At 60.5% G+C, this 16812-nt stretch carries 7 protein-coding genes and 1 pseudogene; 5 read left to right on the forward strand and 3 right to left on the reverse strand.

Annotation, left to right across the window (positions count from 1 at the left end; translation table 11 throughout):
* On the reverse strand, nt 1-1200 hold a 1200-nt coding region (locus PSV43_RS20855; protein ID WP_300202167.1), incomplete at its 3' end, for an FtsX-like permease family protein.
* A 151-nt stretch (nt 1201-1351) separates the two neighbouring features.
* Here PSV43_RS20855 and PSV43_RS20860 point away from each other — a divergent pair.
* From PSV43_RS20860 to PSV43_RS20875, 4 genes are all read left to right on the forward strand, one after another.
* Nucleotides 1352-10168, forward strand: a complete 8817-nt coding sequence (locus PSV43_RS20860; RefSeq protein ID WP_300202170.1) for a type I polyketide synthase — start codon at nt 1352-1354, stop codon at nt 10166-10168.
* Between the two features lie 613 nt (nt 10169-10781).
* Nucleotides 10782-11813 carry a hypothetical protein gene (locus PSV43_RS20865; protein WP_300202172.1) on the forward strand — a complete coding sequence of 344 codons (1032 nt, stop codon included), beginning with the start codon at nt 10782-10784 and terminating at the stop codon, nt 11811-11813.
* 52 nt (nt 11814-11865) lie between these two features.
* Nucleotides 11866-12345, forward strand: a complete 480-nt coding sequence (locus PSV43_RS20870) for a putative molybdenum carrier protein (protein ID WP_300202175.1) — start codon at nt 11866-11868, stop codon at nt 12343-12345.
* 473 nt (nt 12346-12818) lie between these two features.
* On the forward strand, nt 12819-14144 hold the full coding sequence (locus PSV43_RS20875) for a sodium:proton antiporter (RefSeq protein ID WP_300202178.1): 1326 nt from the start codon (nt 12819-12821) through the stop codon (nt 14142-14144).
* 245 nt (nt 14145-14389) lie between these two features.
* Here PSV43_RS20875 and PSV43_RS20880 read toward each other — a convergent pair whose 3' ends face one another.
* Together PSV43_RS20880 and ilvE are read right to left on the reverse strand one after the other, a co-directional pair.
* Nucleotides 14390-15205 (reverse strand): L,D-transpeptidase family protein, encoded by an 816-nt coding sequence (locus PSV43_RS20880; protein WP_300202181.1) that lies wholly within the window; start codon nt 15203-15205, stop codon nt 14390-14392.
* A 61-nt stretch (nt 15206-15266) separates the two neighbouring features.
* On the reverse strand, nt 15267-16154 hold the full coding sequence (gene ilvE / locus PSV43_RS20885) for a branched-chain-amino-acid transaminase (protein WP_300202184.1): 888 nt from the start codon (nt 16152-16154) through the stop codon (nt 15267-15269).
* Nucleotides 16155-16267: 113 nt separating this feature from the next.
* On the opposite strand from ilvE, the pseudogene PSV43_RS20890 reads away from it, so the two are divergent.
* A pseudogene (locus PSV43_RS20890) lies at nt 16268-16812 on the forward strand (hypothetical protein); the annotation flags it as partial.

Here is a 16812-nt window from a genome sequence, read left to right on the forward strand (position 1 = left end):
CGCCGGAGGTTCCGGGCGCATGGCCTCCGCAGGCGAGAGCTTCACCGCCAGCCACACAGCACCTGCCACTCCCAGCACGGCAGCCGCCACACTGACGACCAGGGCCATGACGAGGGCTTTTTGATCCAGTTGAAACTGCAGCTCAGGAAAATGAAACAGCAGGGTATAAACGCTCAGCATCGTGTGCCCGAGACGCCAGCCGGCAATGATGCCCACTGCGGCGCCTGCCGCGACGATCACCAATGCATAGTTCAGGTAATGACGGCCCACCTGCCAGGAGGTGTAGCCCAGCGCCTTGAGCTGCGCGATCTGCTCCCGCTGCAGCCGTACCAGCCGAGAGGTGACGGAATTCACCATGAAGGCCGCGACGCAGAGAAATACCATGGGATAGGCCAAAGAGAGCGCACGCACGATGCGCAACTCATCCCCCAACCGCTTGGAACTGGCATGGTCGCTCAGCGCATACGCACCGGGTGCGCCATAGGTGAGCAGCATCTGGTCCACCTCCTCGATCACTTCCTTGGGCGGAGTGCCGGGAGACAGGTCCATGCAGAAGTCATTGAATGCGCCCTCCAGATCGAAGGCGGCGGCCAGGGACTGATAGCGCAGCCAGAAGACGCCGTAGTGCTTGTTGTCCGGGAGGGTCTGCCCCGGTGGGGCTTCAAACACAAACTCCGGCGACAGGCCGATGCCGCAGATGTCCAAGTGGTCGCGGTGCCCGTTCAGAATGGCCGTGATACGATCGCCTATCTGCAGCCCATGCGCCTGCGCAAAGGCTTCGCTCACCACCGCCTCCCGCTGGGCACCGGCACCGGGCAGCCTGCCACGCCGTAGGAAGATCTGATTGAGATTGAGCTTCCCTTCATCCGGCAGGGAGACCAGCCGCGCCCTGACGGGCTCCTGCACGCCCTCCATGTCCAGCAGCGCGCTTTCCACCACGCGCAGTTCCACCGTGGCGACTCCGGGGATGTGGCTGAGACGGTCACTCAGGGAAAGCGGAGCGCTCTTTACCTGACCGAATACATCCGGCATGCGGTAGCGCTGGTAGTAGCTGTCCCGTGTGCGCTCCAGGCTCAGGATCACGCTTTGAGACACGATCATCATCGCCACGCCGCAGGCCATGACGAGGCTCACAACCAGGACCTGCCCCTTCATGCCGCCGATGTCGCGGAGGAGTTTGCGGTCAAGTGTGGTGATCATTCAAAATAAATTTGCAACGGTGGCCATGACAAAGAGGTCACACCTCCTGTGTCAAGCCCTTGTTCGTGGAGTGTGCAACGCCGAAGAACATGCTATTTCCAAGCCGGTTTCTTGACAAGCCGCACCGTGAGCAAGTAAGCAAGTAAAACCCATGCCAGAACCAACCGCCGCCGACCCCATCGCCATCATTGGAATCGGATGCCGCATGCCTGGAGGTGCCACCGACGCCCGTTCATTCTGGGAGATGCTCATGGGCGGAGTGGACGCCATCGGTGAGGTGCCTCCCGACCGCTGGGATCACCGCTTCTATTACGACCCCGAACAGGGCAAACCCGGCAAGACCTACTCCAAGTGGGCGGGGCTGATCGATGAGATCGACACGTTTGACCCCGGCTTCTTCGGCATCACGCAGCGTGAGGCACCCTTCATCGACCCCCAGCAGCGTCTCCTGCTGGAAGCCACGTGGGAGGCTCTCATGGATGCCGGTCAGCAGGTGGACATCGTCAAAGGTGAAGACACCGGAGTGTTTGTGGGCATCTCCACGCATGATTACGCGGACATCCAGCAAAATTCCATGGGGCGTGGCCTGGCCTATCCGCATTCCGCCACCGGTGTCGCAGCCAGCATCGCCGCCAATCGCATCTCCTACGCGCTGAATTTCCAAGGCCCGAGCGTCGCGGTGGACACCGCCTGCTCATCCTCCATGGTGGCCGTGCACATGGCCTGCCAGGCACTGTGGAACAAGGAATGCACACGCGCCATCGCCGCCGGGGTGAACTGCATCATCACCGCGTATCCGTTCGTCGCCTTCTCCAGCATGGGCATGCTGTCTCCGGATGGCCGCTGCAAAGCCTTTGATGCCAGCGCCAACGGCTTCGTCCGTGGCGAAGGTGTCGGTGCTGTGTGCCTGAAGCCGCTCTCCGCAGCACTTGCAGATGGAGATACCATCTATGCGGTGATTCGCAGCACCGCCGTCAATCAAGACGGTCGCACCTCGGGCATGACGGTGCCCAGCCGTGGCTCGCAGCAGGAACTTATCGCCAAAGCCTGCCGTCTGGCGGGCGTGTCTCCGCATGAAATTCAGTATGCCGAAGCTCACGGCACCGGCACGACTATCGGCGATTTGATCGAAGGCAGCGCCCTCGGCACCATCCTCGGTGTCGGTCGCCAGCCGGGAGATGACTGCCTCCTCGGCTCGGTGAAGACCAACATTGGCCATCTGGAGGCCGGGTCCGGCATCGCGGGACTCATCAAAGTAGCGCTCTGCCTCAAGCACGGCATGGTGCCGCCGAATCTGCATTTCAACACGCCGAACCCTTCGCTCAACTTTGAGCGTCTGTGTCTGAAGGTGCCGATCACCGCGACGCCGCTGAAGCAGGATGCGCAGCACCGCCTCCTAGCCTGCATCAATTCCTTCGGCTTCGGTGGCACCAATGCCCACGCTGTGCTGGAGGCCGCACCGCCGCCCGCGCAGCAGGTGCCCGCCCCTGCCCCCGCGGCAGATGAGCCGGAACTCATTCTACCGATCTCGGCACGCGGAAGCGATGCAGCCCTGCTGGCCGTCGCCCAATCCTTCCACTCCCTGCTTGAGTCGGCGGATGAATCCATCTCCCTCAAGGACATCTGCGCTGCTGCCAGCCGCAGGCGCACGCACCATGAGCTTCGCCTTGCCGCAGTCGCCAGCACCCGCGCGGGGATGAGCGCCGCGCTGTCCGCCTTTCTGAGTGGAGAGCAGTCTCCCGGACTCAATGTGGGGCAGCCCGTTAAAAACGCGCGCCTCGTTTTTGTCTTCAGCGGTCAGGGACCGCAGTGGTGGGCCATGGGGCGCGAGCTTTTGGAGCAGGAGCCGGTGTTTCGCCAGATCATCCAGACCTGTCATGATGAACTGCTCAAGCTCGGCGGCTGCTCGCTCCTCGATGAACTGCGACGCGATGAAAAGACGACGAGGCTGAATGAAACGCAAATCGCGCAGACCGCGCTCTTTGCCCTGCAGGTCGCGCTGGCGGCGCTGTGGCAGTCCTGGGGCATACGCCCGTATGCCGTTTTAGGACATAGCATGGGTGAAGTGGCGGCGGCGCATGTTTGTGGGGCACTTTCTCTGACAGAGGCGGTGCGCGTCATCCACCATCGCGGACGTTGCATGGAGAAGACACCGCTGCGTGGCAAGATGATCGCCGCAGGACTGACGCGTGCGGAGGCCGAGGACCTCATCGCCCCGTATGGCGAAAGAGCCTCGCTCGCCGCCGTCAACGGGCCGAAGATGGCCTCCATCTCGGGTGACAGCGATGCGGTGGATGAAATTTTTCAGGAGGTGGAACGGCGTGGGCTCTTCGTGCGCTACGTGCCGGTGAACTACGCCTTTCACAGCGCCCATATGGACCCGGTGAGAGCGGAACTGGCCGAGTCGCTTGCAGGTCTGGAGCCGCAGCCGGGCAAAGTAAAAATCTACTCCACCGTGACAGGACGGCTGGCCGAAGGCACGGACTACGATGCGGACTACTGGTGGCACAATGTTCGGCAGAGCGTGCTGTTTGCTCCTGCCATCGATGCGGTCATCGCCGCAGGACAAACGCATTTTCTTGAGATCAGTCCGCACCCGGTGCTGTCCAATTCGATGAACGAATGCCTTGCGCTGGCGGACGCTATCGGCATGGCGCTGCCTTCGTTGCGGCGTCAGAAGCCGGAGCGCGCCGCCTTGCTCGGCACGCTGGGTGCTTTGCACGTCAATGGACATGATGTGGACTGGGCGGCGATCTACCCGCATGCCAGCTCTGCGCTGCGTCTGCCGGAGTATCCCTGGCAGAAGGAGCGCTTCTGGCACGAGCCCGTGTATTCGATGCAGTTGCGCACGCACCCGCAGAGCAATCCGCTGCTCAAGCTGAAGATGCCAAACGTCCATCCCACTTGGGAAACCGCGCTGAACAAAAGCGTGCTGACCTGGCTGAAGGACCACCGTGTGGGCCAGCACCTCATCTTCCCCGGCGCAGGCTATGTGGAGATGGCGCTCGCCGCTGGCTGTGAACTGCATCCGGACAAGCCGGTGCTCATCGAAGAGTTGGAGATTCATCGCGGCTGCATCCTGCCTGGGGGCGATGACTTCCCGCTGCTGCAGATCGCCTGCGTGACGGATGAAAACACCTTCGTCATTCAGAGCACCCTCACCGAAGAGCCGCCAATCTGGGTGGCGCATGTCACCGGACGCCTGCGTGCCGAGCCCGAACGCCGGCAGCCTCCGCCGTTTGACCTTGCCGCCATCAGGCAGCGCTGCGGGAATGAGATCGAAGGCCCCAAGTTTTATCAGGCAGCGGCCGCTGCCGACCTGCATTACGGCCCGCAGTTTCAGGCGCTGACGCACGTCTGCGCAGGTGATGACGAAGCCCTCGGCCGCATCGAACTGCCCGCCGCCGCAGTGGCGGAGATGGAGCGATACATTGTTCATCCCGCGCTGCTGGACGCCTGCATCCATCCCACCATCGCTCTTCCGGCAGACGGCCTCTACCTTCCGGCGCGGATGGAGCGCATCCGCTGCTACTCCAGGCCCGGTGCCAAGGTGTGGGCCTATGTGCGCAGGACGCAGGCGATTGCGAAAAAGATCATCGTCATCGATCTCTTCATCCTTGATGACGAGGGCAACGTGCTGCTGGAGATCACCGACTTCCTCTGCAAGTACTCCGCCTTGGGCAGCACACCGGGCTCGGGTGCGCAGGCGGACTGGCTGTACCAGTCCGAGTGGCAGCTCAAGCCGCTCTCCGCAGTTCCAGTGGCGCATACGCCTGCCGACTATCTTCCCGACAACAGTGTGCTGGCGGTGCAGCTCCGCGAGAGCGCCGCAAACTACAGCACCGCGCTCGGCATGAACGCACGCTATGAGGAGTGGGAGCCGCGTTTTCTTCAGCTCTGCCGCAGTTCCATTCTCGCGGTGTTCAAGCAGCTTGGCTGGCGCCCCAAAGCGGGGGAGACACTCCCGCTCCCAGCATTGCTGAAACGCGCCAAGGTGCAGCCCGTGCATGAGCGTTTTGTTCATCGCCTTCTTACACTGCTTGAGCCAGACGGCTGGTTGAAGTCGGAGTTATCCGCCGAGGCTCCGGTATGGACGGTCACGGCCCCACCAGCTGGATTGAATCGCGACAAGCTGTGGCAGGATCTCGTTTTCCACTTCCCAGCCTTTCACCCCGAGCTCATCCTGCTGGACCGGTGCACCACAGGTCTCGCCGATTTGCTGCAAGGCAAGTGCGAGGCCGCAGCGGTGCTCTCCGCCAACATGGTGGAGCATTTTCAGGCGGCGTCCGTTTTCACCCGTGTTTACAATCACCTCATCGGTGAAGCTGTCACCGCAGCGCTGGCACAGCTCCCGGAAGGCAGGCGCGTGCGCATTCTGGAAATCGGGGGAGGCACAGGCGGTGTCACAGGGAGTGTGCTGCCACGCCTGCCCCAGTTGGGAGTTGAGTACTGCTTCACGGATGTCTCGGACGGGCACTTCGATCAGGCCGGGAAAAAATTCAGCGATTTCCATTCGGTGCAGTACCGCGTGCTCGATCTCGATCTTCCGCCAGCGGAGCAAGGCTTCGCCGATGAGCGTTTCGATCTCATCCTCGTTTCCAATGCGCTGTCATTGACGCAGAACGTGCAGCAGTCGCTGCTGCATGTGCGTCAGCTGCTCGCCTCCGGTGGACTGCTGCTGGCCCTGGAGCTTGAGCGTAGCACTCCCTGGCATGATCTGGTATGCGGCACGGATGCGCGCTGGTGGAGCTTTCAAGACAGTGCCCTGCGCACCAACCATCCTCTGCTGCCCTCTGCCGACTGGCAAAAAATCATCACTGCGGCGGGCTTCACCACCGTCGAGGCCGTAGCTGATGCCACCAATCAGAGTCAGAGCGGGCAAGTCGTGCTCCTCGCACGCGGGCCCGAATTGCCTCAAGCTGCGACCGTCGCTGATGAAGCAATTGCCGAGCCCGGCCACTGGCTGCTCTTTGCCGATCAGCAGGGCCTCACAGGATCCCTTGCGGATTCCCTGCGCCAGCGTGGAGACACCTGTCTCGTGGTGACTGCCGCAGACACTTTCACGCGTGTCTCTGCCGATGAAGTGCAGCTCTGCGCATCAACGGCGGAGGACTACACACGACTGCTCTCTGAACTTCCGCAAGCCGGCACTCTGCGTGGTGTCATCCATCTCTGGAGTCTTGATGCGCCCGCAGGTGTGGACGTCACGACGGCAGAGATTGCAGCAGCACAGACATTGGTCTGCCATAGCCCGCTTTACCTAGTGCAGGCGCTGAATGCAGCGGGGCATGCTTCGCTGCCCGGCCTGTGGTTCGTCACCCGTGGCGCACAGCCTGCTGGAGAAAAAACGTCCGTACTCTCGCTTACGCAGTCACCATTGCACGGCATGGCCCGCGTCGTGATGAGCGAGTATCCCGACCTGCACTGCCGCACGATTGATCTCGATGCCAATGGCGGGGGAGATGACACCCAGATTCTGCTTAACGAACTGCTGCATCCTGATGCGGAAGCTGAGATCGCCTGGCGTGGAGAGGCGCGCTATGCCCACCGTTTGATACATGGATCGCTGGATCATCTGGCGCAGACTTCCATGTCAACGCTCACCGCTGAGCAGTGCTTCCGTCTTGAGTCTGCGAAGCCCGGCTCCCTGGACAAACTAGTGTTCCGCGCCAAGCCGCGCCGTGCTCCCGGCCCCAATGAAGTCGAGATCGAAATCTGCGCGGCCGCGCTGAACTTCCGCGATGTGATGAAGGCCCTCGGCATCTATCCCGCCGAAGCCGCCGACGCGATGCTCCTCGGCGATGAATGCGCCGGACGCATTGTACGCGTGGGTGCAAACGTGACGCAGTTCAAAGCGGGAGACGAAGTCATGGCGCTCGCGGCCGGATGTTTTGGCACGCACGTCACCACGGTCGAATATGCGGTGCTGGCAAAGCCTGCGCATCTGACGATGGAAGAGGCGGCCACCATGATGGTCACGTATTTGACGGCCTCCTATGCGCTTTCGCATCAGGGCCGCATGATGAAGGACGAACGGGTGCTGATCCATGCCGCCACGGGAGGTGTGGGCCAGGCGGCGGTTCGTATCGCCAAAGCCACTGGCGCGGAGATTTTTGCCACGGCGGGCAGCGCGGAGAAGCGTGCGTTTTTGAAGAAGATCGGTGTGGAGCATGTGCTGGATTCACGCACGCTGGCCTTTGCCGGTGAGGTGATGCGCATCACGAATGACGAGGGCGTCGATCTTGTGCTCAATTCACTCGCGGGAGAGGCGATCCATCAGAGCCTTTCGCTGCTGCGCCAGTACGGACGCTTCCTTGAAATCGGGAAGCGTGACATCTACAGCAACACCAAGGTGGGGCTCTTCCCCTTCCGCCATAATCTTTCCTATCACGCCATCGACCTTGGGCATGCGCTCGACCCGCGCAATTCGAAATCCATCATGGGCAGCCTGAAAAAGCTGTTCACGTCGCGCAAGCTTCCTGCGCTGCCTTATCGCTCCTTTCCCCTCGCGGATGCGGCGCATGCCTTCCGTTACATCACGCAGGCACGACAGATCGGCAAAGTGGTGCTCACGGTGGCCGATGCCAAAGTCTCGCTCAGCGCCGATGCGACGGATGGCGCGTTCCAGTTGAAGCGAGAGGGCACTTACCTTGTTGCGGGCGGACTCGGCGGCTTCGGTCTGGCCATGTCACAGTGGCTGGTGGAAAAAGGCGCACGCCATCTCGTGCTCTCCAGCCGCAGTGGTGCCTCCACTGAAGAAGCCCGGGCCGGAGTGGCTGCGATGCAGGCCGCAGGCGCAGAAGTCACCGTGATCCAGTCGGATGTCAGCGATCCAGCGAGTGTGACGACGCTTCTCGAAGAAATCGCGCAGTCGCATCCGCCGCTGCGGGGTGTTTTTCACGTGGCTATGGTGCTGGATGACGGCATGATCTCGCAGCTCAATGCGGAGCGCTTTCAAAAGGTGACGACGCCGAAGATCAACGGAGCGTGGAATCTGCATTTGCAGACCCAAGGCCTCGCGCTCGATCACTTCGTCATGTTCTCCTCGGTGGCATCCATCATTGGGAGTCCGGGCCAGGCGAACTACGCTGCGGCGAACGCCTTCCTTGATGCCCTGGCAAACCATCGACGGATGCAGGGTCTTCCCGCGCTGACCATCAACTGGGGCGTCATGGCGGGAGTCGGCTACGTCGCACGGCACAAGAAACTGGAGGAGCATTTTGCCCGCATCGGCTGGGCGGGCATCACGCCTGCGGAGAGCCTGCCCATCCTCGGCCGTCTCATGCAGCAGCCGGCCATCAGTCAGATGATGGTCTCGCGCATCGACTGGTCCAAATGGGCGGCGGTTACGCCTGCCATCATCGCGACTCCGCGCTATGCGCTGCTGACCACGGAAGATGCGCTGCGGCAGCATCAGTCAGACGACGCGAACTGGCTGCGCGATGCCGTTCTCGGCGCCGCGCCTGAGGATCAGCTTGGCATTCTGGACACCTTCCTGCGCGAGCAGGTGGGCAAGATCCTCCGCACCTCCCCCGCCAAGATCGACTCCAAACTTCCGCTCAATGAGATCGGTATCGACTCGCTCATGGCGGTCGAGCTGATCCATCAGATCGAAAGCCTGACGGGCATCGCCATTCCCACAGGGCAGCTCATGGGCGGCGCTCCGAACGTGCAGAAACTCGCTGAAATCCTGCTTAGCCATCTGACCGGTGGTAAAGCAGAATCCGCCTCCGCTGACACACCTCAGGAGTCTGCGCCGCCCGCTGCTGCCGACGGCGACTTCGTGCATGACTCCCATCTCGGTCGCTGGGGTATTCCTTTTGCCACCGCTCCGGTGCCATGCTCAGAGATTGAGCAGCCGCAGATTATCTTCCTCACTGGCGTCCTCGATTTCTTCGGCGCATTCCTGCTGCGCGATCTTTTGCAGCAGACGCATGCGGGGATTCACTGCCTCATCAGCGCGGCAGACAAGGCCTCCGCCACGCAGCAGATCGAGACACATTTGAAGGCCTATGGGTGCTGGGACGTGTCCTTCCACCCGCGCATTATTCCCGTGCTCGGCAGTCTCTCAGAGCCCCTGCTCGGACTCTCACCCGACGCTTTTGATCTGCTCGCCTCCACGGTGGATGTGATCTACCACACGGCGTCGCACATCAATCACATCGCCGTCTATGAACACCTCAAGCCAGTCAATGTGAACGGCTCGGTGGAGATCATCCGTCTGGCCGCCCAGAGCAGGCTCAAGCCGGTGAATTATCTTTCCAGCGTTAGCATTCTGGCTGCAAGCCAATCCACCGCAGACAGCCCCCTGCTGGAAGACGATCCGCTACCAGACCATGACAAACTCACAGTAGGCTACAGTCAGAGCCGCTGGGTGTCAGAGCAGTTGTTTTTGCAGGCACGCGCGCAAGGTCTGCCGGTCAATGTGTACCGCCCCGGCCTTCTCGTGGGTGATGACCGCACCGGCATCTGCCCCACCGACAATATCATCTGGCTCTTCCTCAAAACCTGCATCGTCGCTGGGGTGGGCCCGGACTCAGGCTGCAGCAGCCTCCTGACGCCGGTCGATTTCGTGGCCGCCGCCATGGTGCGGATCTCGCTCAGTCTCACTGGTACGGGGCGCACCTACCATCTCATCAACCCCGCGGCCCCCGGCTTCCGCGAGTTGCAGGGACTCGCGCGCAGTTACGGCTACTCCATTCGTGAAGTGCCGGAGGATCAATGGGAAGCCGCACTCGAAAGTGGCGGACTCACTGTACAGAACAATCCGGTGGCCGCCTACCAGTTGTTTATTCCCCGCCAGGTGCTCTTAAACTTGGTGCAGGAACAGTCGTCGGAGTTCTGCCACAACACGTTGCAGGATCTCAACGGCACCGGCATCACCTGCCCGCCCGTCGATCAGCACCGCATGCACCTTTATCTCAAGCACCTCACCAACATCGGTTTCCTGCCGCCCGCTGGAGCCTAACAGCCTGTTGAAAAACTCCAGCGAGAGCGCCAGGCATTGCGGGGGGCCGTGAGGGATCTGGACGATCCCTCTCCCCCAAGCCCTCGATGCGCTCACTGTGCCTGCAGGTCCAAGATGGAGCGTCGGTCTCCTGGCGCACTCACCACGCCGTAGGCGGATGTCGGAGAACAACGGATTAAACACCAGCAGGTTCGCCACGCGGTCATTCCAGACACGGTCTGGCAGCAGCAGGCCATGGGAGGCTTCATGGCCACCATGAGACCGATGCGATGTTGCAGAATGCCCATTAAAAACACTGCCAGCAGCGCCGTCGGCACCTCCCAAGCCCAGGAAAACCCCTGCTCCTGACGAACCATGTGAAACGCGACCGCGCACCCGGCCACCAGCAGCACGCATGCATAATCCAGCGCGAGCCAGACGAAATTCCGCCATGACCGCAGTTTCGACCACTCGCGCAATCGTTGATGGTGTAGAAGCTTCAAACAGGTGGCAACAAGCCACGGAAGATGCACAACCACCTTCAGGTAATCAAGCCGCAAAGCCTCAAACCGCGCCTTCGACTCAGCGCATCCCTTCTTGATAGTTGGAACGCGAGGTGCGACACAGCGCCGGTATGAACGAGATCACCAAGCGCAAAAACTTCATACCGGTCACCGATGAGCTGATCGAGTACCTCGACCAATTCGGGCGCTGCTACTCGCTCCCCACGCAGTATGATGAACTGCGCAACTTCTCTGAGAGCTACCCGCTCTATGACAAGGAAGGCAATGCCACCTACTGGAGCAGCGTCCTCTATCCGCGTGAGCTGCAGCAGGAGCTGTACCCCAAGCTCACCAGCATCTACTCCCAGCTCCGCACCGGGGACTTCCACGCAGTGCCGCATCTCTACGTGGAGCGCGTGGACTACTGCGAATTTGGCAACTCCCGGCCCTTCCGAGTGAGGGTGGTGAACCAGTACAATGACAACTACGACCACTTCTACGTGAAAACGGCGGACGCCTCCCGCGTTTATGGCCTGGAGTTGGAGCATCTGCTCTCCCCCAATCGCATCAACTACCTGATGCACCGGGGAGGCACGCTGGTGGAGGAGCACATCGCAGGCGTGCCGGGAGACGCTTTCATCCGCGACTATCTCGGCCGGCCCGACTTCAACGGCGTCCGGCTTGCCAAGGAGTTCGTCAAATTCAGCGAGCGCTGCTTCATCCGCCTCCTTGGCGATATGCGCAGCTACAATTACGTCGTGGACATGACGCCCGACTTTGAGGAGGTGCAGTACCGAGTGCGTGCCATCGACTTCGATCAGCAGAGCTACGAGGGACGCAAAAGTCTGTACCTCCCGCAGTTCTTCAAGGAGAACAATCCGGTGGTGCAGCTCTGCTCATCCTGCCTGAACACCCCCACCATGAAGCAGTACCAGGAGGAAGAGCGCAGCCTGATCTCGCGCCGCTACCTCTCGGAGCATCAGCGCATCGCCGCGCTGCTCCGCTGCATGAAACACAACGCGGTGGAGCCCTTCGAAAAAGTCGTCCAGCTTCGCACCGAACTCGGCCAGTACCACAGCACCCACCTGTTTGACACCTGCAAATCCATGGGTGCAATCGTGGAGCGCAACCTCGACCTCATGCTGGGGCGCCAATTGGAATAATGCGAGATCGTGCTTGCCGTGGGCGCTGTCCTGATTTCTTCTGAACATTCCCATGGCTTTCAAACTTGTCATCATCACCGGCGCTCAGATGGGCGTCGAACGCGCCACTCTGGACTGGGCGTTGAAATACGAATGCCCGCACGGCGGCTGGTGCCCTAAAGGCCTCCTCGGATCTGAGGAGCCGCTTGATCCGCGCTACAAGCTGAAGGAAGGCGAAACAGAAAACGTGCTGGAGGCTGTCACCTCAAACGTGCGTGATGCGGAAGCCACCCTGGTCTTCACCCTCGCCACCAAGGCCACCGGCACAGCCCAGAAGGCGGTGAGCTCCGCCAGAAAGCAGAAAAAGCCGGTCCTGCACGTGCATCGTGGCATCTTGGGTGTTTCGGAGAAGATCGTGGCGTTCATGGACAAGTATTACATCCGCCGCATGCATATTACCGGTTCCTCAGACACCGATGAACCCGGCGTGACCGACTGGGCGATGGGCGAACTGGAAAAAGCCAAGGGCATTCTGGAACGGCGCCCGGAGTAATCTGGAGGCTATTGGCGTGATGCAGCCTGCCAGCGGCCAGCGTTTTGGCTTGGATAACCGCTGGGCGGGCTAGCAGGCCATACCACGTTCGGAGAGGGACCTTCCTGATCCATCCCCCCCGCTCAAACCGATGCAGGGACTTTTTACAGACACCCATTGAGTTTTACGGCAGCGTTCTCAGAGTGTGCGCCAGCCGTGGTAGAGGATGTGGGGACACTGAGTTTCCGAGCCCTCCACTGCATGCGCAGCCGCTCACGTCAGCACTGTTCTAGGACCCCGACAGGCTGACGGCCAGACGGAAGCAGCGGCAGCCGAGCATCTCCGGGACATTTGCAGCATACGGTGGCATCCCGCTGTGCGGATATGTTTGAACTTGGAACACTATGGGCTATGAGAAATGCTCCCACGAACCAGCAATGCGTCTGCATTCCGGGTCGCTGTTTGCCCGGCCAACCGCCAGTAATCTCTAACACATGCTCCTCCTCGCCATCGCCCCAAATCAAGCTGCACTGCCCCCCGTGGGCATGCTGGCTCCGTTTGCCATTCTGTTGCTCTGCATCGCACTGATGCCGCTTTTTGCTGCGCATTTTTGGGAGCATCATTATCCGAAGGTCGCGGTGGCGCTGGGACTGGTCACGACCGCTTATTACGTCTTTGTGCAGAAGGACTGGCACCCGCTGCACCATGCGGCGCATGAGTATGTGAGCTTCATGGCACTGGTGGGTTCGCTGTTTGTGATTTCCGGCGGCATCAACATCCGGGTCAAAGGTGAGGCCACCCCGTTCGTCAACACCCTGTTCCTCTTCATTGGTGCGGTGCTGGCAAACTTCATCGGCACCACGGGTGCTTCGATGCTGCTGATTCGGCCCTGGATCAAGATGAACAAATTCCGCATCACGCACTTCCACATCGTTTTCTTCATCTTCATCGTCAGCAATGTGGGCGGTTGCCTCACCCCCATCGGCGATCCGCCGCTGTTCCTAGGATTCCTGCGCGGCGTGTCCTTCTTCTGGGTGCTGCAGCATTGCTGGCAGGCCTGGGCGCTCGCGGTCGCGCTTCTGCTCGTCGTCTTTTTCATCTTCGACACGCGTAACTTCGCGCGTATCCCCAAGCACATTCGTGACAAGGAAACCGCGAATGAGCACTGGCACTTCAGCGGGCTGATCAACATCTTGTGGCTCGGCGTGGTGCTTGCTGCAGTCTTCCTGCCCAAGAGCGTTCAGGAGTCCACGCTGCTCGGCGTCTTCTCCATTCCCGCCCTGGTCATGTTTGCCGCTGCCGTGGCCTCTTACTATACCACCAAGCCGGCGGTGCATGAGTCGAACGACTTCAACTTCGGCCCGGTCAAGGAGGTCGGCTACCTCTTCGTCGGCATCTTCCTCACGATGATCCCGGCGCTGCAGATCCTGCAAAGCGGGCAGGGCTTGGACATCCGTTCGCCGATGCAATACTACTTCACCACAGGTGCGCTCTCAGCCTTCCTGGACAACGCGCCGACGTACCTCTCCTTCCTTGCAGCCTCAATGGGACAGGAGCATCTTTCGGTCGATTCCCCAGCGGATGTGATGAAATTTGCCGCCGAGCACGCGCCGCATCTCATCGCCATTTCACTGGGTGCCGTCTTCTTCGGAGCTGGTAGCTACATCGGCAACGGCCCCAACTTCATGGTCAAGTCCATCGCCGACAAGGCCAAGGTCCACGCACCCTCATTCCTGGCCTACATGGCCCGCTTTTCCATTCCGATCCTGCTGCCCATCCTGATCATTGTGGGCTGGGTGATGGTGAAGAGTGGTCATTGAGACCAGTGACTGCGATGAGCTGAGAGAGCCTTGTTTGTTGGCCAAGGAATGCCCGGATAATCAGAGATTCCTCTACCAATTCATTTCTGTGCCCGCTCTAACTGCCTCATATTGAGGTTCACACCATGGGGTGACATATCTCAACTGCGTGCAAGCCTGGGCTTACGCATGAAGCCTGCCAGATCGATACTTTGGCACTGAGGTCAACCCGTCGGCAGGGACGAAGGATACGTGCCTGTACGCGCTTATTCGTTGAGGTAAATCGTACTGCCACGCGGCGGCTTCCGGCCAAAGAAAGAACCGAATCCCGAGGACTTGGAGGCATCCACAATGGCGCGGCGCACGGTTGCTTTTGGTTTTGTCGCGGTCTTCGACTCTGCCTCAGCAGCCTTTTCTTTGGTTGCTCGCTTAGACTCGGGCAAGGAGGCCACATCCACGATGTTGTCCGTTCCGAGCGGGATCTCGGACTCCGTGGCGGCGAGAGAGCTTTCACCGATGATATCAACCGGTGTTCCCGTCGGAGTTTCATTGAAAAAGATGGCGGCCATTTTGGTTGGAAGGCGAATGCAGCCATGGGAGGCAGGATAGCCTGGCAGATGGCCCTCATGCATGCCGATGCCGCCGACGATGCGCATGAAGTAACGCATGTTGGCCCCCATGTAGGTGGTGCCAGAGGGCGCAGGGTCCTTGCGCGTGTCCACATCTCCCTGCACCACGTTGCCTTCTTTGTCCAAGTAGGCACCGAAGAGCGAGGAACGATGGTCGATATCCTTGTCTAAAATTCGATAAGAGCCCGTCCCTGTGCCATGGCTTTCACGGCCCGACGAGATCGGCGAGACTCCGACGAGTTCCTTGCCCTTGTAATACTGCACGCGCTGCGTGCTTAGATTGATGACGATCTTGGGCTTGCCCTGGACGCCATCTCCCTTCCACCAAGCGCGGCTGCTGAGCGGATTTTCCGCCACTTCAGGCTTCGATGAAGAACAGCTGATGCCGGTCAGGGACCAGCCCAAAACCAACAGGCTCCTCCCGAGGAGGGCGAATGGACTCTTTGGATTCATTCAGGGGAGAACTTGCATTTTGCGCGCCATTTTCCAACTAGAATCTGACGCGGCAAGCACCTCACGCATAGGTCACCGGGGTGCCGGTGCTGTTGGCGAGAGCTTTGAAGCGCTTCGTCAGTTCCTGAGTGAGCTTGCCAGGTGTGCCGTCGCCGATGGAGCGGCGGTCATACTTCACGGCAGGGATGACTTCAGCGGCGGTGCCGGTGAGGAAGCATTCGTCGGCGGTGTAAATGTCATAGCGGGTCATGATCGCCTCGGTGCAGGGCTGCCCCATTTCCGCGAGGATTTCCATCACGGCGCGGCGGGTGATGCCGTCCAGCGCTCCCGAGGAGATCGGGGGGGTGCTCACTTTGCCGTTCTTCACGATGAAGACGTTGTCGCCGGTACATTCGGAGACGAAGCCCTGATCATTGAGCATGATGCCTTCGTCACAGCCAGCCTGGAGACACTCGATCTTGGCCATGATGTTGTTGAGGTAGTTGAGGCTCTTGACCTGCGGGCTGAGCGCGGCGGAGTTCGGACGGCGAGTGCCGCAGGTGATGAGCTCAAGCCCCTTTTCATAACGCTCTGCCGGATACAGCGTGATGCTGCTGGCGATGATGAACACACTCCCTTTCGGGCACTGGTAGGGATTCAAACCGAGCGAGCCCACACCCCGGGTGATGACGAGGCGGATGTAGCCGTCGCGGAGATTGTTGGCGGCCACGGTGTCGAGCGTGGCTTTTTCCATTTCCTCAAAAGGGATCGGCACGGTGAGGCAGATCGCCTTCGCGCAGTCGTAAAGGCGATGCAAATGCTCGGTCAGGCGGAACACGCGGCCATTGTAAATGCGGATGCCTTCAAATACGCCATCACCATAGAGCAGGCCGTGGTCGAAGACGGAGATCTTCGCCTCGGATTCAGGAACGAGCTTGCCATCGAGGTAAATGAGGAGGTTTGCGGACATGGGGCGCGTAGAATCCACAGGTCGCAGGGTTTTGCAAGTGCAGGCAATGTGCTTGCGCGAGGCCGATTCGCGCTCATCCTGCCTGCCCGTTTAACTCGCACCCCAGAAATACCATGGCCGATCTCTCCACCAGCGCAGCAGACAAGAAGGAAAAGGAATTCTTCACCGACGTCCCCCAGGAGGCTCCCGGCTTCTTCCTCAAGGGCTGCCACCAGTACGACTGGGGCCTCAAAAACCGCCTGGCCAAGGTTTTCAACCCCAAGGACGGCCGCACGGTGATGCTCGCTTTTGACCACGGCTATTTCCAAGGCCCGACCACCGGACTCGAGCGCGTGGACCAGACGATCCTCCCCCTCGCCCCGTATGCAGACTGCTTGATGCTCACCCGTGGCATCCAGCGTTCCGTCATCCCTGCCTCCACGACGAAAGCTATCGCACTACGCGCCTCCGGCGGCACTTCGATGATCAGCCCGATGGAAGAGTGGGAAGGCGAGATCGACGGCAAGAAGGCCAAGTTTGCCCGTCCTGGCTTTGAGCCGCTTTCCAACGAGAGCACCGCGCTGAACATCGAAGAAGCCATCCGCCTCAATGCCAGCATCCTGGCTGTGCAGGTGTTCATCGGCAGCGCGTATGAGCGCCAGTCTTTGAAGAATTTGAC

Source organism: Prosthecobacter sp. (assembly GCF_029946185.1).
Taxonomy (GTDB): domain Bacteria; phylum Verrucomicrobiota; class Verrucomicrobiia; order Verrucomicrobiales; family Verrucomicrobiaceae; genus Prosthecobacter.

What these genes read in the sequence shown, in the direction of transcription:
- PSV43_RS20880 (WP_300202181.1), bottom strand. Translation starts at nt 15,205, where the DNA reads ATGAATCCAAAGAGTCCATTCGCCCTCCTCGGGAGGAGCCTGTTGGTT.
- PSV43_RS20875 (WP_300202178.1), top strand. Translation starts at nt 12,819, where the DNA reads ATGCTCCTCCTCGCCATCGCCCCAAATCAAGCTGCACTGCCCCCCGTG.
- PSV43_RS20860 (WP_300202170.1), top strand. Translation starts at nt 1,352, where the DNA reads ATGCCAGAACCAACCGCCGCCGACCCCATCGCCATCATTGGAATCGGA.
- PSV43_RS20865 (WP_300202172.1), top strand. Translation starts at nt 10,782, where the DNA reads ATGAACGAGATCACCAAGCGCAAAAACTTCATACCGGTCACCGATGAG.
- ilvE (WP_300202184.1), bottom strand. Translation starts at nt 16,154, where the DNA reads ATGTCCGCAAACCTCCTCATTTACCTCGATGGCAAGCTCGTTCCTGAA.
- PSV43_RS20870 (WP_300202175.1), top strand. Translation starts at nt 11,866, where the DNA reads ATGGCTTTCAAACTTGTCATCATCACCGGCGCTCAGATGGGCGTCGAA.